Here is a 20,256-nt window from a genome sequence, read left to right on the forward strand (position 1 = left end):
CCCCCGCAACGCTGAAAACGAAGTCCGTCTGCTGCTCGGGCACGAACTGCCCAGTCGTCTGCGCCCCGTGGAACAGTCCCTGTCCCAGCAGCCCCCCGGCCCCGATCGCGATGCGGGCCTGACTCGTGTTGTAACCGACCCCGGAGGGATCCAGTGCCGGATCGGCGAACGCCGCGAACCGGTTGACTTGATACTGGCCCAGCAGATGCAGCTGCCACACCGCCACCGCGCCCAGTGCCCCGGCCGCCAGCAGCACGACCACCCACCGCGCGGACGCGCCCGAGGCGAGCAGCACCCCCAGCACGATCACGCCGATGCCCATGAACTGCCCGAGATCCGGGGTGAGCAGCACAAGCAGGGCGGGCACGCCCGCCACCGCAAGCGCCTCGACGACGCTTCGTGCGTCCGGGCGCTGCCGATCGCCCGTGTCCACCTTGGTGGCCAGCAGCAGGGCCATGGCCAGCACGATGGTGACTTTGACGAACTCCGCGGGCTGGATCGACATGCCGCCGACGATGATCCAGCGGCGCGACCCGTTGATGGTGGCGCCGACCGGGGTCAGGACCAGCAGCACCATCAGCAGCGTGACGCCGTAGAGCGCGGGTGTGAGGTCGCGCAGCCGGCGCGGACCCATGCGGAAGGCGACCGCCGCCAGGGCGATACCGATGACGGTGTTGACGACATGGCGCTGCAGGAAGGCGTACGGGTTGCCGCCGGTCAGTTGAGTCCGCCCGCGCGTGGCGGAGTACACCAGCACCGCCCCCAGCACGGACAGGGCCAGCGCCGCCCCGAGCAGCGGCCAGTCCAGCCGCCGCAACGTCGAGCCCGGCGCCAGGTGGGCCCGCCACCCCGCACGCCGGGAGCTCCACCGGGCCAGCGGGTCGGCCCCGGTCAGCACCGCACACCACCGGAGCAGTACGCCGCAGTCGCCACGTGACGCATCCTCACCGCCGCCTTACCCTGTGCTCTCCTCGCGGCTCGAGGACCGCGCAGAAACCGGGACGATGCGGAACACTATCATCGATCACTTGCGCAATCAGGCAAGCAGATCCCAAGCGCATTACATCATTCGAGGCCGACCGGATCAGAGGTCCGACCCTGCCTACGGCCGCCAGGCTTTGACCGACTGGCTGCCGCCAATCGTCGTCTGCAGCTTGCGCAACCTCTAAAATGTGGACATGTTCTCCGATGTGGGCCCCTTGGAGCTCCTGACACTGGCAGCGCTCGCCATCCTGCTCTTCGGCCCGGACAAGCTGCCCGAGATCATTCAGAACGTGGCCGGGTTCCTGCGTAAGGTACGGGCGTTCTCCGAGAGCGCCAAGGAGGAGATCCGCTCGGAGCTGGGGCCAGGTTGGGAAGATTTCGAGTTCGAAGACCTCCACCCGAAGGCGTTGGTGCGCAAACACGTCCTTGACGGGGATGGCCTCGGGCTCGACGAGATCCGCAACACACTCGACCCGAGAGCGGAGCTGGCGCAGGTCGCGGACGCGGTGCGCGATACAGCCGCCGAGACCCGGGCGGACACGGAGGCAGGGCGCGTACGCCTCATGAAGACCGCACCAGCAGAAGCTCCCGCCCGCCCGCCATTCGACCCCGACGCCACCTGAGCCGTCCGTATTGTCGCCACCCGGCAGCAAGCAGTCGGTCACGACCGACTTGGGCCCCTCCGGGGCGCCTCACCGCGCCTCGGAGGGGCCCACGGCAGGGCGCCGGCCCGTCGCGAGAACGACGAGACCACGGCCCTGCGCGCTCAAGACGTCATCTCATTTGGCTCGGTCGGCTAATGGCAAAGGAAAGGTTTCGATTCCTCCGGCTCGGCATGGCGGAGGAACCTCAACCCTTTCGGATCGGCGCAACCTGGTGAAGCACAGTGGCTCGGGAACCAATCCGGACGACGAGGGAGTCTGATCATGGCCGATGTCGACGTACTCGTGGTGGGCGCTGGCCCGGTGGGCCTGACGGTGGCGGCCGAGCTGCGTCGGCACGGCGTGGGCTGCCGCATCGTCGATCGGCTCGCCGCCCCGCAACCCTATGCCAAGGCCATCGGCGTCGTGCCCCGCACGCTGGAGGTGTGGGACGCCATGGGCCTGGTCCGCGAGGCGCTGGACAACGCAGTGCCGCACCTGGCCCAGCTGGTCTTCATCGACGGCAAGCCGGCCCCCCGGGTCGAGATGACTCTGCCGTCCGAGATCCCCTACCCCTTCTTCGCCACGCTGCCCCAGTACGCGACCGAGCGGCTGCTCGCCGAGCATCTTGCGCGCTTCGGCACGGAGGTCGAGCGGCCGACCGAGCTCCGCTCGGTGGAGACGCGCCCGGACGAGGTCGAGGCCGTCCTCGCGCACCCCGACGGCCGGACCGAGCGTCTGCACGCCCGCTACGTCGTGGGCTGCGACGGCGCGCACAGCCTGGTCCGCAAGGCGGCCGGGCTGACCTTCAGGGGTGACGCCCTCCCCGAGCAGTACATGATCGGCGACGTCGAACTCGACTGGGAACTGCCCGCCGGCCACAGCATGCGGGCCGTGAACCTGGACGCGAACGGTGTGATGGACGACATGCTCGTCTGCATTCCGATGCCCGGCGTTCGCCGGTACTGGCTGTCGATGCTTCGCCCCCGCGCCCAAGCCGGAGGCGAAGACGGCTCGAGCGCGCCGGACGGGATCGGCCTCGGCCTGGGGGATGGCCTCGGACCGGACCTCGGCCAGATCCAGGCCGTGCTCGACCGGCTGTCCCCGGAGGTGACGACCGCCTCCACGCTGCGCTGGTCGTCCACCTTCCGGACCAGTCACCGCTTGGTGGACCGCTACCGGAACGGCCGCCTCTTCGTCGCCGGGGACGCCGCGCACATCAACCCGCCGGTCGGCGGGCAGGGTCTGAACACCGGCGTGCAGGACGCCTTCAACCTCGCCTGGAAGCTGGCCCTGACCGTCCGCGGTCTGGCCACGGACGACGTGCTGGAGAGCTATCACGCCGAACGCCACCCGATCGCGCAGGAGGTGCTCGACCGCACCGTCCGCCATGCCCGCACCGTCCGCAATTCCGGCTCCGGCCTCAACACCAAGGGGGACGACGGCGAGATGGTGCTGCGGCGCCAGGCCCAGCTGCTGGTCGCCTACCCGGACAGCCCGTTGATCCAGCCGCGGGCGGCGGACGGCACACCCGCGGCCGGTCCCGCGCCCGGCGACCGGGCACCGGACTGCCGCGGCCTGCTGAGCGACCTCGCCGCCTACCCGCGGCGGCTGTTCGACCTGCTGCGCACCCCGCGCCACGTGCTGCTGCTGTTCGCGGGCTCGGAGTACGCCTCGGGCGACGGCGCCGCCCGGCTCGAGGCCTGCGCCGCCGAGGCGCATCGCGCCGCCCACGGCCTGCTCGACGCCTATCTGGTCACCGCCGCAGAGGTACCGGAGGACGCCCGCCCGGTCGGCCTGCGGCCGCCGCGGGTACGCGACGCAGCGGGCGAGTTCCGCGACGCCTATGCGCCGCGTGAGGGCGAGGCCCTCCTGATCCGCCCGGACGGCTACCTCTCCGGACGCTTCCACCCGGCCGTGCCGGAACGCCTGGCGGCGCATCTGCGCCGAACCTTCGCCTGACGCCCGCCGCCACGGGCGGAGCCGCGCCGGTGACGGTCCTACGGCCGCGCCCCCGAAGGGCGAGGGGCACCCGTCGACAGGCAGTCAGCCCCTCGGCGGGTGTCGTCACGTCGGAAGTCACCTCGTTTGGGTGAGTCCGCGGTAGCAGGTGAGGGTGCAGGCGCTGCTGGTGAAGGCCAGGAATGGCCGGCTTTGCGTTCGTAGTGTCGGTGGAGGCGGCAGGACATGATGCGCTCGATGGTCCACCGGTGTCGTCCCAGTCACTGTGAGGTCTCGATGCCCTTACGGGCGATGCGGTGCCGGATCCCTCGCTGGGATGACCATCGCCGCAGGTGGTTGTAGTCGTAGCCCTTGTCCGCCCCGATCCACAGGATTCCGGCCTGTCAGGTTCCCTTTTTCAGGGCCCGCATGCTCACCGAGTCGATCGCGCACCTCGACCAGTCCAGGTCCCCGCGCGAGCCCAGTTCGTCGAGGACCAGGCGGTGCAGCTGCGCCCACACCCGGGCCTTCGTCCACTCGCTGAACCTGCGGTGGGCCGTTGCCCCCGACGGCCCGAAAGACGCCGAGGGCAGTTGCTGCCATGTGCAGCCCGACGTGGCCACGAACACGATCGCGGCCAGCACCTCACGGTCACCATGCCTCCGCCGGCCACCACCCTGAGGTCGCGTCGGCGCCTCCGGCACCACCCGCTGGAACAGCGCCCACAACTCATCCGGCACCAGCCGCTCAACGATCCGCACCACGGCCAATAGCATACCGAGCCAAATGAGATGACTTCTGAAAGCCTGAGTAAATCAACGATGGATTCTTGACACGACTACGAGCCCAGGGGCGTGTCGCCCAGACCGACCCAGTCATGGATGACACCGACCTCCACACCGGCGTCGTGGGCAATGTCCTCGGGCGCCACGCCGGCGCTCCAGGCAACGAGAACAGCGCGTCGGAGTTCCTCCGCACGCGTTTCCAACCCGATCTCGGCGGCCTCCCCGGACGCGGCCATCAAGGCAGCCGCGTCCTCGGTCAGCCGTCGCCCCGCCCGGCACACCGCCAGGCGCGCTTCTTCCCGCAGACCGTTCACTGGCTGCCTCCAAGGGGCCGCACTGTCGATCAGTTCTGCGCGGCCGACCGGACGAGCTTGACGCTCAGCCACAGCAGGCTCACCGGCATCCCGATGCCGCAGACGTCCGCCAGGACGAGAATCGCCGGTTCGGCGACCGGCAGCAGCCGCAGACCACGCACGGCCAGCTCGGGAACGGCCAGCTCGGGAACAGGGAAACGGGGCAGCGTGATGGCGATCGTCATGACGCACCTCCGACTGATCGGCACCCGAGGCCCGCCGGCAGCGAACACGATCACTGCCCGGCAGTTCCCACGTCGAGGCAGGCCGTCAGACAGCGGTACGGTGACCGCCGGGCGCCCCGGGTGCAACGGAATGGGAGCTGGGACTACTGCTGCAGGAACTCATCCCGTTCACCTCCTCGCGCTGGCAGCGGTCACGTCGAACGAGGGCGCAACACACCCTCCGACATAGTACGACTACGTACAACGCGATCGCCTGCCGAAACCTTCCTCCAACAGCCGATTCGCCCGGCCAGGGCGCTTGCCCTCCGAGACCGCACCGCGACTGTCAGCGACAGCGGAAGTGTGGTTCTGCGCCGCTTGTGTGGATGGCATCCCGCCAGGTGATGCAGGGGATCACGACGCCGGGCCCCGCGGGTCGCAGCAGCAGCCGTCGATCCCGTCCCCCAGTGTGGTCCACATGCGGAGATCTTCACCACAGCCACCTGCGCACCTTCCGTTTCACAGCAGAAAGGTGGGCCGGCGCGCAGGCGCGCACAAGCGGCCTGAGTCCGGCCGAGAAGGCGAGCTTGCGGACCGAGGTGGGGGGAGATGTTGCCGATCTCCTCCATGAGGATCAAAGCAGTGAGCGGGCCGACCCCAGGCCGCACGGTCAGGACCTTGACCTGTGGCTCCGCCTTCAGTTCACCGTCGTCCGGCCACCCTCGTCCGTCACGGCGATCCGCGACCGGCTGAGATGCACATCGATCCCGACGTAAGCCTGCATCGCGGGCCTCCCGACCGGGACTCCGCTACCCCACGCACAGAGTGCTGCTCCGAACGCACCGCATTGGGGACTCACAGCCCTCACAACGTCAAGTCATGGCCAGCTGCGGCCAATTGAGCTCTACCATTACCGGTCGACGGCGCGGATGGCCGGTCTTCCAGCCGCGGCCGTCACGTATCAACGTGCCCGTCCTTTCCAGTTGGCCAGGTGACAGGCGACCGAGGATGTACTGCGCATCACAGGTGGCACAACAGCCTTTGCCCTGGCGTGCGTCGGGGCCTTCCTCGAAGGGCTGTTGTCTCCTTCCAGGTCGCCGTCCTCGGGCCATCAGTGACTCCTGCACTGTTGATCGAGATGCACTCAGCGACGAGCGATGCCCAGAATCGAACCCGAGAGGCAATGCCGACTCACAGAGAGGCATGACGATCATGCGAAGCACGATCACACGCACTCTGGCCGCTGCCGTGGCTGCAGGCGTCTTCGCCGGTGGGGCAACCGTGGCCTCCATGGGCGCCGCTCTTGCAGCACCCGCGCACTCCACGGTCGCAACAAGCCATCACGTCGCGCCCAAGCCCCCCGACCCCACGATGACGCCGAAGCACAAGAAGTGCCCCAAGGGTGAGCACTACACGAAGGTCAACGGCAAGTGGGGCTGCCACAAGAAGTAGCAGTCACGCGGGTGCCGCAGAGACGGTGATCGGCCCGTCGCACGCAGGGGTCGAGAGCTCTGCGGCACCCGCCACCAACCCGAGTCGAGTGCCACTGCTTCACCGATTCATCGCGGCCGGAATGGTGGCCGGGCGCCCCGGGAAGGGGCGCCCGCGGCGTCACCGGTTCCTCGCGCCCGTACGTACCCGTCGACGGATGCGCTGCGACAGATGCGCTCGCCGGCGTTCAGCGCCGGCGTCGAGCCGTCCAGGCGGGGTACGTCCCGGGGACGGCCCGCACCGCCACCACCCTGACCGGTCGCCGGCCGGCGGCACAGCTCAGCGTGAGGCGACTCGGGCCGATGAGAAGCCCGTCACTGTCTACCACGCCGAGCTCCTCACGGCGGACATCTTCCTCTGCTCGGTCCGTTGCCCCTTGGAAAGAGCTAGGAAACAGGGAGGACGCGCACGAATCCCTCGGTCCACTCGTCCTCGTCGAGTGTGTACTCGTCGATGACGAAGCAGTCCGGCTCGTCAGCGAAGCCTGGTTGGAGCCGTGCTCGGCGCACACGTTCCTCGGCCTTCTCCAGGGTGGAGTAGACGCCGAGCAGCTTCGCATCGTCGCCGTCCTGCTCATCGATGTACACGGTCTGACCATCGACGTGCACGGTTGCACCGCCAGCACCGGCTTCGTTCTGGTGTCCTACGTGCCAAAGGAGATAGACCGTCATCTGCGCAAGCTACCCCAGACGCTCGTCTGTTGGATTTACGATGCACCTGGCCGGCCTACGCACGGCGCACGCGGCGCCGGGACGGTCACCGTCGAGGACCGCGAGCGGACGGTTCGGGGATTCGCCCTGTCCGAGCTGCACCGGACACGCTGCGCCGCGTGCTGGGCGAGGAGGAACCTCAACTGACGGCCCTTCAGCGGCTGCTGTCAGGTCCTCGACTTCGACACCCCGGTCCGCCGGCCCCTCGCCCCTGCAGCGACCGGGGACCGGGAAGGGCCGGCGGGCCCCGCGGCGCGGGCCCGTCCCTACACCGCTGCCGGGTGCGTGACACGGATCTTCGACTGGCCGTGCGGGCGCTGCTCCCAGTCGTCCATGAACCGGGCGGTCAGCCCGTGACGTTCGGCCAGCGAGACGAGGGTCGCGGTGCGGTAGTAGAAGTCCTCGCGCAGCACCTGGTGCTCTTCGCCCTCCGTGCGGTCGAAGGTGAAGTCGAAGAAGCCGCCCGGGGCCAGCACCCGCCCCACGTGGGACAGGCACTCGTCGATCACCTCCAGCGGCGAGTGCGAGAACACACTGTGCGCGTGCACCACCGTGAACCAGCCCGTCGGCAGGAATTCGAGCTTCAGGTCGCCGACAAGGGCCAGATGGGGAAGCCGGTCCTGCAGGCCTCGGCGGGCGAGCGTGCGCTGTGCTTCGATGAGGATGTCCGGCGAGATGTCGATGCCGTAGTAGTGGCCGGGCTCGAGGTAGTCGATGAAGTGCCATCCGGCGCGCAGGTTCCCGCAGCCGATCTCCAGCATCCGGTCCTGCGGCTTCAGACCGTGCTCCAGCAGGTAGTCGAACTGCATCTGCCCCAGTGCCAGCCAGCGCGCCTGTGATGCGCTGCCGACGGCATGCTCGGGGCTGCGTGCGCTGTCGGAGGCCATCACCGCCCGGTAGTAGGCGACGTGGTCATGGTGCCGAAGTCCCAGCCAAGCGTCGCGGGCGGCACGACGCAGGTGGGGACCGATCCGCCCGGGGTGGCGCAGGGCGTAGTGGACCTGGTGTGCCAGGGACGACCGGTTCTTCGGCCTCGCGGGCTTCGGCATGGGTGACTCCGTGGTGCAGGTGGCCGCCCCCGCACGGCAGAGTAGCCCGAGCCGCCCAGCACGGCGCGCTGGACCGCAGCACACCCCGTCCCGACACGCACCGCAGCCTGCCGCAAAGGCGGACGGCCCGTACGACGCCGACAGCCTGATCACCGTCCCGACGATCAGGCCGAGCTCCAGCAGCAGTGTGAAGCTGCTGGTGACCACGCACAGCGAGGGAAGCGAGACGCGCTGAGCGCTGACGTCAGGCACCGACGCCGTACGGGCGAGGAGCGTGCCGGCCGGGCAGGCGGCCACGGGCCATCCGGCCGTCGAGCAGGGCCTCGGTGACGCGCTCGCCGGAGCGTGGCCTTCACCACAAATTGTCCATTTCAGGACGGATGACTGCGTATAAGTGGTTCTAGAGCTGGTTGCACTCCCCCGGCAACCAGTTCCAGGGATTCGACGACCAGCGACTTGGGAGAAGCATTTGATCACGGTACGTACACGACGCACCGGGATGGTGGCTGCGGCCGGCGCACTCGGCGGTGTGCTCGCACTCACGGCCCTCGGCGGTAACAGCTACGCTGCCACCAGCGGAAACGGCGCCGGGAACCAGCCGAAATCGCAGGCACGGGTGGATCAGGCGGCCGCCCAGGATGCTTCCGACGCCCGAATAAAGATCACGCCCGGGCAAGGTGCCTACAACATCGGGATCAACGACCCGGTCAAGGTGACCGTCAGCAACGGCAAGCTCACCAAGGTGACCATGACCGCCACCGCGACCGGCACCGAGATTCCGGGCACCCTGTCCGCGGACGGCACGTCCTGGAAGTCGAACGGCCATCTGGAGCGGGCCACCAGGTACCAGGTTGCCGCGGAGGCCGAGGACGCCAAGGGCCGCTCCGTCACCGGGAACGCCACGATCACCACGGTCTCCCCGGCCAACGACTTCATCGGACACCTGTCCCCCGAGAGCGGCTCGACCGTCGGCGTGGGCATGCCGGTGACGGTCAACTTCGACAAGGCGATCAGCAACAAGGCCGCCGTGGAGTCGGAGATCCAGGTCAGCTCCAGCAGCGGCCAGCAGGTCGTCGGTCACTGGTTGAACGACCACCGCCTGGACTTCCGTCCCAAGACGTACTGGAAGCCCGGCTCCACCGTCACCGCCAAGCTCAACCTCCACGGCACGGAGAAGACGGTCACGTTCAAGATCGGCCGGAGCCAGATCAGCACGGTCGACGCCAAGACCAAGCAGATGACCGTCGTACGGGACGGCAAGACGATCAAGATCATCCCCATCTCGTCCGGCAGCCCCGAGCACCCGACGTACAACGGTCAGATGGTCATCTCCGAGAAGTTCCGGCAGATCCACATGAACGCCGCGACCGTCGGCCTCACGGAGAAGGACGGCAAGCCTTCGTACGACATCAAGGCCGTACCGCACGCCATGCGCCTGACCGACTCCGGCACGTTCATCCACGGCAACTACTGGGGTGCCGACTCGGTCTTCGGCAAGGTCAACACCAGCCACGGCTGCGTGGGCCTGAAGGACGTCAGGGGCGGTGGTGACGACAGGCTGCCCGCCGCGTGGTTCTTCGACCACTCGTTGACCGGTGACGTCGTGATCGTCAAGAACTCGGCGGACAAGACCACGTTGGCCCCGGACAACGGCCTCAGCGACTGGAACATGCCGTGGAGCGAGTGGGTCGCGGGGAGCGCGACCCACTGACGCCACGCCACTCTGCATCCGCACCTGAATCCCTTCCGCCGGGCGGCGGCCGACACCCTGTCGGCCGCCGCCTGCGGCGTCAGGGCGCCCGAGCAGCCCTCGCGGCGTGTGGGGCCGCGGTTGCGTCACGTCGTCCACCGGACGAACGGTGCCAGGCGCGCAGGACGTCGCATGGCCACCGCAGGTGGACCGCCGCACGACCGGGCAACGGCAAGCGCGGCCCCTCCGCACACTGCGGGCCGCTCGGTGGTCTCCGTGCGGGGGCGCGGCACGGCAGCGGTCGTTCCCCTGGAGCATGAGCGTCGAGGTCTCGGCCTTGTCCAGGCCGGTGAGCGCCCCGCCCCAGCCGATACGGCCGCGGTGACGACCCAGCGGGTGGGCCAGATCCGCTGTAGGGCGGCTGGGACGGCTCTGCCGTGGATTGGTCCATGGCGGGTCGGTCGGCCATGCTGGAAGGACAGGTACAGGGCTCACCTCAGTGGTCACAGAGCGCCGCAACTCCGTGATCACCGGACCGTGGACCCACCGTGTCGTGGGCTCACCCACCTGTCCGCGCGCAGTCTTCGTGCGCACCGGGACGAACGGCGACACGGGCCGGGGCTGCGCCGGTGGTGCGCTCTCATCACGGTCGCCGACCGGGTTGCCGCGACGAGCACGGGCACGAGACTTCCGCCATGATCGAAGGGCAGGACGAGGGAGCGACGCCGGTTGGAGCGTATGGAGGGACGGTCGTGGCGACGGACGGACAGCGGAACACGGAGCGGCCGCACTGCCTGGTCACCGGAGCGTCCGGGTACATCGGCGGGCGCCTGGTACCGGAACTGCTGGAGGCCGGCTGTCGCGTCCGTTGCCTGGCCCGCTCACCGGACAAACTACGTGACCATCCATGGGCAGACGCCGCCGAGACGGTCGGCGGGGACGTCACGGACGCCAGGTCGGTCGCTGCGGCCATGCGCGGCATCGATGTCGCCTACTACCTGGTCCACGCCCTCGGATCCGGCGCCGGGTTCGAGGACACCGATCGCCGCGCGGCCCGGATCTTCGCCGAGCAGGCGCACGCCGCCGGCGTACGGCGGATCGTCTATCTCGGCGGCCTCACGCCGCGGGGCGTACCCGAGCACTCTCTGTCCCCGCACCTGCGCTCAAGGGCCGAGGTCGGGCGTATCTTCCTCGACGGCCCGGTGCCCGCCACCGTGCTGCGGGCAGCCGTCGTCATCGGCTCGGGATCGGCGTCGTTCGAGATGCTGCGTTATCTGACCGAGCGGCTGCCGGTCATGGTCACCCCCCGTTGGGTGCAGACCCGCACGCAGCCGATCGGGGTCCGCGACGTGCTGCGTTACCTCGTCGGCTCGGCCACCATGCCGGACGGTGTCGACCGGGCATTCGACATCGGTGGGCCGGACGTCCTGACCTACCGGGAGATGATGTGCCGTTACGCCGCCGTCGCGGGGCTGCGGCGGCGGCTCATCCTGCCGGTACCGGTGCTCACTCCGAATCTCTCCAGCCACTGGGTCGGCCTCGTCACCCCGGTGCCCGCCTCCATCGCCCGGCCCCTGACGGAGTCGCTGCGGCATGAGGTCGTCTGCCGCGAACACGACATCGCCTTGTACGTGCCCGACCCACCGGGTCGGCCGGCGCCGTTCGACGAAGCGCTGGCCCTGGCCCTGCGAAGGGTGCGGGAGGCCCGGGTCGCCACCCGCTGGTCGTCCGCCGCGGTCCCGGGGGCGCCCAGTGACCCCCTGCCCACCGACCCGGACTGGGCCGGCGGCAGCCTCTACCTGGACGAGCGGCACCTGCCGGTCGGCGCGTCCCGGGAGGCGCTGTGGAAGGTGATCGAGGGCATCGGCGGCGACAACGGTTGGTACTCCTTTCCTCTGGCGTGGGCGGTCCGTGGCTGGTTGGACCGGTTCGTCGGCGGTGTGGGCCTGCGCCGTGGACGACGCGACGCCGAGCGCCTGCGGGTCGGCGACTCGCTGGACTTCTGGCGGGTCGAGGAGATCGAGCCCGTTCACCTGCTGCGACTGCGGGCGGAGATGCGGCTGCCGGGCCTGGCATGGCTGGAGATGTACGTCGAGACGGACCCCGAGGGTGGCACCCGTTACCGACAGCGTGCCCTGTTTCACCCACGCGGCCTGGCGGGCCAGGTCTACTGGTGGTCCGTCTTCCCCTTCCATGCGGTCGTCTTCGGCGGCATGGCCCGCAACATCGCTCAGGCCGCCGCCAAGGGAATGAGTGCGCGCGGCAGCGCGTCGCGCACCAAGCGCATCCGGCATCCGCGCCGCGAGCGAAGCGTCCGGCAATAGGCCCTGTCTCTCGACTTCGGCGGGCATGAAGGGCTTCGTCGAAGCTCGTAAACTCATGGCGTGGCATTCATGAGCACCCCGCACTGCTGCTTCCTTTGACCGGAAGGCGCTGAGGGCGATGTCGGACGACATCGCCCTCCTCGGTGTGCCTGCTGCGCGAACCACGCTCCCGGCACTGCCCGCTCCTTGGCTGAGGGCAGTGGCCTTCTGCCTGTGCGTGCAGGCACGGTCCCCTCCCATCAGCCTTGTCAGGAGTGCCTCGTGCCCGTCATGCTTCCCCCTGCCCTCGAACTGTCCCTCGACCTCCTGCGCTGCCCGACGTGCCGCACGCGCTGCCTGCACCCCGACCGCGGCGCACTGCGCTGTCCGGCGGGCCATACCTTCGATATCGCCCGCCACGGCTACGCCGGCCTTCTGACGGGCACCCGCGCCACCAGCGGCGACGACGCGGCCATGGTCCTGGCCCGGGACCGCTTCCTGGCCACTGGCAGGTACGCGCCGATCCGCCAGGCCGTGGCCCGCCTGGCGGCCGACTCCGTGCCTGACCGTGGCACGGTCGTGGACGTCGGATGCGGCACCGGCTACTACCTGGCCGGCATCCTCGACGAACTGCCCGGCGCCCGAGGTCTGGGCCTGGACACATCGGTGCGGGCACTGCGTTCGGCAGCCCGAGCCCATGAACGAGCCGCCGCGGCGACCTGGGATGTCTTCCGTCCCTTCCCGCTGGCCGCCGAGGTGGCCGACGTGGTGTTGGATGTGTTCGCCCCGCGCAATCCGGCCGAGTTCCACCGAGTGCTCCGCCCGGCCGGCCGGCTGATCGTGGTCCGCCCCACCGGACGGCACCTGGCCGAGCTGCGCGGCCGGGTGCCCGAAATGGTCACCATCGACCCGGCGAAGGAACAGCGCCTGCACCGGGCGATGGACCCCTACTTCGAGGCCGTCGTCACCGAGCAGGTGGCGTACCCCATGGCCCTTCTCGGGCCAGAGGCCCTGGACTTGGTCGGGATGACGCCGAGCGCACGCCACTTGAGCCGAACAGAGTTGAGCGATGAGGGCCTCCTGCCCGACCGGGTCACTGTCTCTGTGCTGGCCACCGCCTACAAGCCTCGATGATCAAGGGCGGGCGCCTGCGCGGCGGCCCCGGGGGCAGGTGATCACGGGCGCCGCACGGCGCTGGGAAGAAGCTGGAGGGGCACCTGCCCTGCCCCATCAACTCGTCACAACGGCGGGGACGCGGGCGCGGGTTGGGGAACATCGCGCATGTGGCGGAGCGGGGAGAAGAACACCAACCAGCCGGCCGCCCAAGAACCGATGAACGCCAGCCAGAATGCGGGCCGCACCCCGATCAGCGTGCCAAGTACCCCGCCGAGGACGCCGCCGAGCGGCAACGTGCCCCACGCGACCCAGCGGACGGCCGCATTCATCCGGCCCATCAGCTCCGGCGGTGTCACCGACTGCCGGTAGCTGAGCTGGGCGATGTTGTAGACCATCCCGGAGAAGTACGCGATGCCCCAGCCCAGCGGGAACAGCAGCACTCCCCAGCCCTGCCAGGCGGCCGCCGCGATGACCTGCGGCGCACTGAAGACCAGCATCGACACCCAGATGATGCGCGCCGAGCCGACCTTCTTGGCGAGCCGGCCGGCGAACGCTCCCCCGGCGATCCCGCCGATGGCCGCGCCCGCCATGATCAGCCCGGTCAGCGCGGGACGCACGTGCAGCACCCGGATGAGGAAGACCATCGCCAGCGCCGAACTCATGCCGCTGAACAGGTTGGCGGTGCCCGTGCACGCCACGACCCTGCGCAGAATGCCGTGTCCGAACACGAACTTCAGCCCCTCGGCGATCCGGCGTCGCAGGGTCTCGTCCGTCGGGCGCGCCGGCGGCGGCTCCTCCCGGGTCCTGATCCCGAGGATCGACAGGACCGAGACCGCGTAGGAGAGCGCGTCGGCCGTCATCGCCCCCGCGGCGCCGAACAACCCGACCAGCCCGCCGCCCAGACTCGGTCCCCCGAGCTGTGCGAACGCCTGGGTGGTCCCGAGCTTGCCGTTGGCGCTCATCAGGTGATCGGCGTGGACAAGTGACGGTACATAGCTCTGGTACGAGACGTCGAAGAACACCGAGCACACACCCGCCGCCACCGCGACCACGTACAGCTGCGCCATCGTCAGAACGCCGAACGCCCCCGCCACCGGAACCGAGCCGATGATCACCAGACGGAGAACGTTGCAGACGATCATGACGGAACGCTTGGCAGCGCCGTCCACCATCGCACCCGCCGGCAACGCGATCACCGCGAACGCCAGCGTGGTGGCCGCGGTCAGCAATCCGACCTGGAACGTGCTCGCCTCGAGCGCGACGACCGCGAGCAGCGGCAGAGCGACCTCGGTGACCGCCGATCCCATCTCACTGACGGTCTGGCCACTCCACAACAGCATGAAATCCCGCTGCCGCCATAGGCTCGGGCTATCGGACTCCGGCCCGGCATCCTCCACGTCCTTCGCCACTTCCGTCACAGCACCAACTCCGCTCTCAGAGCCACGGCCCGGACTATGCCGCTGATCACCAACACGCCGACACGGTGCTATCGGTTCTCGCCGACATCTTCCGGCGTCTCGATCGACAACCGATGCCAGAACGCACCGGCCCCGATCTCCGCTGCACGGTCAGCCCTGGTCAACGGCCCTCAGAGCAGGCCGGGCTCGGCGCACGACCTGGCGCAGATGTTCCGCAGCCTCGGACGTAGGACCGGACGGCGCCGATGGCCAGTCGAGTACGGTCGCCTCGGGCCACTGCTCGCACCGGCGCGCCGTCTTCGTTTCGTACCCCTCCGGCGAAGACTTCGCGGGCAGCCTTGATCACCGCGTCCTCCGCGGGTCGACGGCATTCGGGTACGAGCGGCCCGACAGTCCCAAGCGCGGTGATCTCGATTGCGGACCGGCCGATCGCGTGGCCGGTGCATGAGGTGTGCAAGGTCAAGCTCGGCTGACCGCCCTCGCCGCCGCTCTCGCCCTCGCCGCGGGCTTGTCTGACGTGAGAGAGGACGGGATCGGTGTGAGACTGGGCACGGAAGGGGTGATCCCCGTGTCGGACCCACCGCACGCGTCCTCCGGTCCCGGCACCGCCGTCGACGAGAATCGGCTGGAAGAGCTGATCATCGAGGCTCAGACTGCCTTGCCGGTCGAACTGCCCCCCTTGGCGAATCAGTGCGCCTCGTCCCTCGGCCTGGACGGCGCGCTGATCTACCTCGTCGACCTGCAGCAGCGGTTGCTCGTCCCGCTCGACGAGGCCTTGGAACCGCTGCCGGTGGACCGCTCGCCGGCCGGCAGGGCGTACCGCACCGTCTTCCCGCAGGTGGCCGAGATCGAGGACGGCTTGATCGTCTGGCTCCCTCTGGTCGACGGTGCGGAGCGGCTCGGCGTATTGGCAGTGCGGACCGCCTCGCTCGACGGGGTGCGAATGCGCCGCAGCCGGATGCTGGCCCATCTGTTCGCCATGCTGATCACCTCCAAACGCGCCTACAGCGACTGGCTCGCCGCCCGCGCCCGCACTGCGACCATGAGGCTGCCCACCGAGATGCTGCGGGCCTTCCTGCCACCCCACACCGTCGGCAGCAGCAGGTGCGTATCGACCGCTGTCCTGGAACCGGCGTACGACATCGCCGGCGACGCCTTCGACCACTCGGTGGTCAAGGATGTGCTGCACACCATGATCCTGGACTCCATGGGGCACGATCTGACCGCCGGTCTGACCACGTCGGTCGCCATGGCGGCGGCACGCAACGCCCGCCGCTGCGGTGGCAGTCTGGCCGACGTCGTGGGCTGCGTCGACCGAGCGCTCGCCCAGTGGCTGCCCGACCACTTCTGCACCGGCGTACTGTGTCGGCTCGACGCCAGGACCGGGGTGCTGCGCTGGGTCAATTGCGGTCACCCCCCACCGCTGCTGATCCGTGCCGAGCGGGTGCTCGCCGGGGCGCTGGACAGCCCCCCGCAGCCGCCGATCGGCCTGGCCGGCCCACTCGCCCCGGCAGCCCGACAGGTCCACGAGACGACCCTGGAACCGGGGGATTGCGTCCTGCTCTACACGGACGGTGTCGTGGAGGCTCGCGACGCGGACGGTGCCGAGTTCGGCCTCGACCGGTTCACCGACTTCATCATCCGCTCCTCCGCCGCCGGACAGCGCCCGGCCGAGGTGCTGCGGCTGCTCATTCACGCCATCCTCGACTACCAGCGCAACCAACTACGGGACGACCTGACCATCCTGGTCTTCGAATGGCGCCCGCAGCAGTGACGCGGTAGGGCACCGAGCAGGGCGAGGGCCGGCCTGCCGGCCCCCCGACTCGACGGCCAACGCGACCGTCTCGCCCACCGCCGTCCCGCAGGCCGACTTCGACTTCAACGGCGAAGGCACCGGGCGAATGGGCCGCAGCGGGGAGGGCCCGGCCCAGACGTCGGGAGAGCCCCCGCAGCCCGCTCCCTGAGCTGACGCCGATTGCGGGCCGGCCACTGCTGAACCGGCCCACGCTGAGCCGACCCGCCTGACCGGGCTCCACCTGAGCCGCCCCCCTGACCCGGCCCCATCTGCACCGACCCCGAACGTCCTCGCGTCCGGACCGGACGGCCCGCGGTCATGGGAAGGTGGTCATTCGATCGGGCGCGTGACGTTACGAGCGGCGCGTCGCGCGGTGCGTACGGCTACCTCCCGAGTGGCTCCGCGCAGCCCCAGGACGACCCTGGTGCTGAGCCCGTCGAGAAGAGCGAGAAGTTCGTCGGCGGCCGCCGGGGCCTCTTCCTCCGGCAGGCCGAAGCGCCCCTGGCGCACCCCCCGGACCAGCAACCGCTCCAGGTCCTCCTGCCAGGCCCGGTCGATCTCCTCCTGCGCCGTGGTCAGTTCGCCGTTGCCCGCGGCCCGCGCCCACAGCTCGACCCACAGCATCCAGCGGGGGTCCCGGGGCCCGTCGGGCAGGTAGAGCTCGAGGAAGGCGTCCAGGCGGCGGGGGACGGTGGTGCGCCGCGACAGCAGGGCCCGGCGCTCCTCGTTGAGCCGGTCCTCGCTCCAGCGCAGCGCCTCGAGGAGCAGCCGGTCCTTGCTGCCGAAGTAGTACAGGATGTGCCCGCCGGAGGTGCCCAGGCGTTCCGCGAGTCCGGACATGGTGAGCGCGGCCAGGCCGTGCTGCGCGATGGCGCGCATCGCCTCCTCGAGCATGCGCTCGCGGGCGATCACCCCGCCTCGTCTCCGTCGTGCCACCGGTGCCGTCACGACGATCAGTCTAGCGGGGCATCCCGCCGAGTTTGAATGCCGGTCAAGATTTGGAAGCTTCTCCGTCGACCCCTTGACAGGGCCGCACCGCCTTCAACATCTTGTATGGCGTTCAAACTTCCTTGAATGTCATTCAAGGAAAGCCCTTCTCTCTGGCCCCCTCCGCCTGCGGCTCGCCGCCCGATCCCGGGGATGCACCTCCATGACGCACACGCCTGCCGACACACCGCACGGCATCTCCCCACCGACGTCCACCCCCGTCGCCTCCGACGGCACCGAGGCGTCACCCGCCGCCCTCGCCCGGGTCCTCGGTCCCGTGGGCGCCGTCCTGCTGACGCTGTCCTGCATCACCCCCGCCTCGTCGCTGTTCATCCTCGTCCCCGAGTTGTTCGCCGGGCAGGGCACCGGCGCCCCGCTCACCATCGCGGTGGGCATCGTCATCTCGGTCGCGGTGGGCGCGTGCTACGCCGAACTGGGCACGCTGACACCGAGTTCCGGTGGCGAGTACGCCATGGTCGACGCGTTGCTCGGACGCTTCCTGGGCTGGGTGACCTTCGCGATGACCATCGCGATGCTCGTGGTCATCCCCCCTGTGATCGCACTGGGCACGGCCGACTACCTCGCCGACCTCGTACGGGTGGACCCGCAGGTCGCCGGCTGCGGCGTGATGCTCGTGGCGATCGCCACGGCTGTGCTGGACGTCAAGTCGAACGCACTGGTGACCGGGGCTTTCCTGGTCCTCGAGGTGGTGGCCGCCGTCGTGGTGGCGGTCCTCGGCCTGGCCCACGCCCAGCGTTCCCCGTCGGTGCTCGTCCACCCCGAGGTGTCCCAGGCCACCGCCGGGCAGTCGACGTTCACCATGGGCCTGCTCGTCTCCGGGCTGGCCGCCGCGATGTTCGTGGTCAACGGCTTCGGCACCGCCTCCTATCTCGCGGAGGAGATCCACCATCCACGCCGCAACGTGGCGCGCACCGTTTTCTGGTCGCTGTTCATCGGGGCCACCGTCATCATCGTGCCCGCGGTCGCGGCGGTGCTGGGCACCGGATCGACCCAGGAACTGTCCACCGGCACCTTCTCCGACCTGGTGCGCGGATGGGCGGGCGACACCACGGCCACGATCATCGATCTGTGCGTCGCACTGGCCATCCTCAACGCGGTCCTGGTGATGGTGCTGCAGAACGCCCGCGTCGTCTACGCCTCCGGCCGTGACCGGGCCTGGCCCGAACCGGTCAACCGCGCCCTGACCCGCCTTCACCCCCGCTTCGGCTCACCGTGGGTCGCCACCCTCGTCATCAGCCTGCCCGGGGCGGCGCTGGCCTGCTCCGCCGACCTGTCGACGCTGTACGAGGCCACCGGCGCCATCCTCGCCGTGGTCTACGTACTGCTCGCGCTGGCCGCGCTGGCCGCTCGCCGCGCACCGATGCGCGACCGCCCCGCCTGGCGGATGCCCCTGTGGCCCCTGGCGCCCGTCGTCGTGCTCGCCTCGGTCGGATACGTCCTGTACCAGCAGGCCGGACGCGACCTCGCCATCACCGGTGCCGTCGTCGTGGCGGCGGCCCTCTACTACGTCCTGTACCTGCGCCGGCATCCGCACGACCGATGGCAGGTGGCGGCTCCCGACGACAGCGACTGAGCCGCCCCGACCGCGACCTGCCTGCACCGACTTCGACCCCGCACTCCTGCCTCGCGGCGGACCACTCCGCCCGGAACGAACCCGCACCACCCGGCACCCGACTGGAGAACAGCTCGTGACTCCCCCCTCCGCCGCCCACCTGGTCCTGCGCAACGCCCGCATCCACACCGTCGACCCGACCCTCCCCTCGGCCGAGGCCCTCGCCGTCCGGGACGGCCGCATCACATGGCTGGGCTGCGACGCGGACGCCGCCGCGTGGACCGGCCCCGAAACCGAAGTGATCGACGCGGGCGGACAGAGGGTCCTGCCCGGTTTCGTGGACGCGCACAACCACGTCCGGCTGGGTTCGGACGAGGAGTGCGTGCAACTGGCCGGCGCCCGTTCCCTGACCGAGGTCGCCACCCGCATCGCCGCCTGGCGAGAGCAGCACCCCGGCGCCGGGTGGATCGAGGCGGAGGGCTTCGACTACTCGCTCCTCCCCGGCGGGCGGATGCCCCGAGCAAAAGACCTCGACCGCCTGACCGGCGGCACGCCCGCCTTCGTGCTCAGCTACGACGTGCACACCATGTGGCTCAACAGCGCGGCGATGGCCAGGCTCGGCGTCACACGCGACTGCGGCACGTTGCCCTTCGGTGTGCCCGAGGTCGACCCCGTCACCCGCGAACCGACCGGTTTCGTGAAGGACTTCGCCGTGCGCGGCCTGTCCCGCGAGGGCCATCGGGCGCTGCGCGCGCTCGACGTGCCCTGGGCTTCCCCCGAGCGGCAGTACCGTCGGCTGCTGCGCAGCCTGGACGACGCGGCGCGCTTCGGCATCACGACCGTCGTCGAACCGCAGAACTCCCTGGACGACCTGGAGCTGTTCGTACAGGCACGGAAAGAAGGACGCCTGCGTTCCCGGCTGGTGGCGGCGCTGTTCCATCCCCGCGGCACCACCGAAGCGGACCTGGATCAATTCGCCGAGGCCACGCGCCGGTTCGACGACGAGTGGATGCGGGTGGGCCCGCTCAAGCTCTATATCGACGACGTGGTCGAACCGCGCACCGCCGCCCTGCTGGAGCCGTACACCGGCTGCCGACACCGCGGTGACACCTTCTACCCGCCGGAGGAGTTCGCCGATCTGCTGACCCGGCTCGACGCACGCGGCTTCCAGTGCTTCGTGCACGCCACCGGCGACCGGGGCATTCGCACCGTACTGGACGCGGTCGCCCGTGCCCGCGCCGCGAACGGCTTCCGCG

At 69.8% G+C, this 20,256-nt stretch carries 16 protein-coding genes and 1 pseudogene; 9 read left to right on the forward strand and 8 right to left on the reverse strand.

Annotated features, from left to right (window positions below):
• Positions 1 to 895, reverse strand: an 895-nt coding sequence (locus tag BZY54_RS05565) for an FtsW/RodA/SpoVE family cell cycle protein (protein WP_244216978.1), incomplete at its 3' end; no start/stop codon positions are given.
• Between the two features lie 283 nt (positions 896 to 1,178).
• Here BZY54_RS05565 and BZY54_RS05570 point away from each other — a divergent pair.
• Together BZY54_RS05570 and BZY54_RS05575 are read left to right on the forward strand one after the other, a co-directional pair.
• Positions 1,179 to 1,607 carry a sec-independent translocase gene (locus BZY54_RS05570; protein WP_086723414.1) on the forward strand — a complete coding sequence of 143 codons (429 nt, stop codon included), beginning with the start codon at positions 1,179 to 1,181 and terminating at the stop codon, positions 1,605 to 1,607.
• A 303-nt stretch (positions 1,608 to 1,910) separates the two neighbouring features.
• Entirely contained in the window at positions 1,911 to 3,587 is a 1,677-nt protein-coding gene (locus BZY54_RS05575) for an FAD-dependent monooxygenase (protein ID WP_086723415.1), read from the forward strand.
• A 117-nt stretch (positions 3,588 to 3,704) separates the two neighbouring features.
• Here BZY54_RS05575 and BZY54_RS05580 read toward each other — a convergent pair.
• The 3 genes and pseudogenes from BZY54_RS05580 to BZY54_RS05590 form a co-directional block, all read right to left on the reverse strand.
• Positions 3,705 to 4,342: pseudogene (locus tag BZY54_RS05580) on the reverse strand (transposase).
• A gap of 62 nt (positions 4,343 to 4,404) precedes the next feature.
• Positions 4,405 to 4,665, reverse strand: a complete 261-nt coding sequence (locus BZY54_RS05585; RefSeq protein ID WP_086723416.1) for a hypothetical protein — start codon at positions 4,663 to 4,665, stop codon at positions 4,405 to 4,407.
• Positions 4,666 to 4,694: 29 nt separating this feature from the next.
• Positions 4,695 to 4,889: a hypothetical protein gene (locus tag BZY54_RS05590; protein WP_086723417.1), complete on the reverse strand. Its 195-nt coding sequence runs from the start codon at positions 4,887 to 4,889 to the stop codon at positions 4,695 to 4,697.
• A 1,269-nt stretch (positions 4,890 to 6,158) separates the two neighbouring features.
• Here BZY54_RS05590 and BZY54_RS50770 point away from each other — a divergent pair.
• Positions 6,159 to 6,320, forward strand: coding sequence for a hypothetical protein (locus BZY54_RS50770; protein WP_158103818.1), 162 nt, complete (start codon positions 6,159 to 6,161; stop codon positions 6,318 to 6,320).
• Positions 6,321 to 6,745: 425 nt separating this feature from the next.
• On the opposite strand, the gene BZY54_RS05595 is transcribed toward BZY54_RS50770, so the two are convergent.
• Positions 6,746 to 7,030, reverse strand: coding sequence for a DUF7336 domain-containing protein (locus BZY54_RS05595; protein WP_086723418.1), 285 nt, complete (start codon positions 7,028 to 7,030; stop codon positions 6,746 to 6,748).
• Positions 7,031 to 7,335: 305 nt separating this feature from the next.
• Entirely contained in the window at positions 7,336 to 8,118 is a 783-nt protein-coding gene (locus tag BZY54_RS05600) for a class I SAM-dependent methyltransferase (RefSeq protein WP_086723419.1), read from the reverse strand.
• Between the two features lie 499 nt (positions 8,119 to 8,617).
• Between BZY54_RS05600 and BZY54_RS05605 the strand changes: the two genes are divergently transcribed.
• From BZY54_RS05605 to BZY54_RS05615, 3 genes are all read left to right on the forward strand, one after another.
• Entirely contained in the window at positions 8,618 to 9,829 is a 1,212-nt protein-coding gene (locus BZY54_RS05605) for a L,D-transpeptidase (protein WP_208640563.1), read from the forward strand.
• A 731-nt stretch (positions 9,830 to 10,560) separates the two neighbouring features.
• A complete protein-coding gene (locus BZY54_RS05610; RefSeq protein WP_086723421.1) occupies positions 10,561 to 12,132 on the forward strand; it encodes an SDR family oxidoreductase in 1,572 nt (523 codons plus the stop codon).
• A gap of 261 nt (positions 12,133 to 12,393) precedes the next feature.
• On the forward strand, positions 12,394 to 13,245 hold the full coding sequence (locus BZY54_RS05615) for a putative RNA methyltransferase (protein ID WP_086723422.1): 852 nt from the start codon (positions 12,394 to 12,396) through the stop codon (positions 13,243 to 13,245).
• A 104-nt stretch (positions 13,246 to 13,349) separates the two neighbouring features.
• On the opposite strand, the gene BZY54_RS05620 is transcribed toward BZY54_RS05615, so the two are convergent.
• Complete coding sequence (locus tag BZY54_RS05620) at positions 13,350 to 14,645, reverse strand: MFS transporter (RefSeq protein ID WP_086723423.1); 1,296 nt, start codon at positions 14,643 to 14,645, stop codon at positions 13,350 to 13,352.
• Positions 14,646 to 15,204: 559 nt separating this feature from the next.
• On the opposite strand from BZY54_RS05620, the gene BZY54_RS05625 reads away from it, so the two are divergent.
• Positions 15,205 to 16,419, forward strand: a complete 1,215-nt coding sequence (locus BZY54_RS05625) for a PP2C family protein-serine/threonine phosphatase (protein WP_425276263.1) — start codon at positions 15,205 to 15,207, stop codon at positions 16,417 to 16,419.
• Positions 16,420 to 16,770: 351 nt separating this feature from the next.
• Here BZY54_RS05625 and BZY54_RS05630 read toward each other — a convergent pair whose 3' ends face one another.
• Entirely contained in the window at positions 16,771 to 17,334 is a 564-nt protein-coding gene (locus tag BZY54_RS05630) for a TetR/AcrR family transcriptional regulator (RefSeq protein WP_086723428.1), read from the reverse strand.
• Between the two features lie 256 nt (positions 17,335 to 17,590).
• Here BZY54_RS05630 and BZY54_RS05635 point away from each other — a divergent pair, with 256 nt between their 5' ends.
• Positions 17,591 to 19,021, forward strand: coding sequence for an APC family permease (locus tag BZY54_RS05635; protein ID WP_086723425.1), 1,431 nt, complete (start codon positions 17,591 to 17,593; stop codon positions 19,019 to 19,021).
• 115 nt (positions 19,022 to 19,136) lie between these two features.
• Positions 19,137 to 20,256: amidohydrolase (locus tag BZY54_RS05640; RefSeq protein ID WP_086723426.1), on the forward strand; the 1,120-nt coding region annotated here is incomplete at its 3' end.

The sequence above is a fragment of the Streptomyces carpinensis genome, assembly GCF_002154505.1.
GTDB classification, from domain to species: domain Bacteria; phylum Actinomycetota; class Actinomycetes; order Streptomycetales; family Streptomycetaceae; genus Streptomyces; species Streptomyces carpinensis.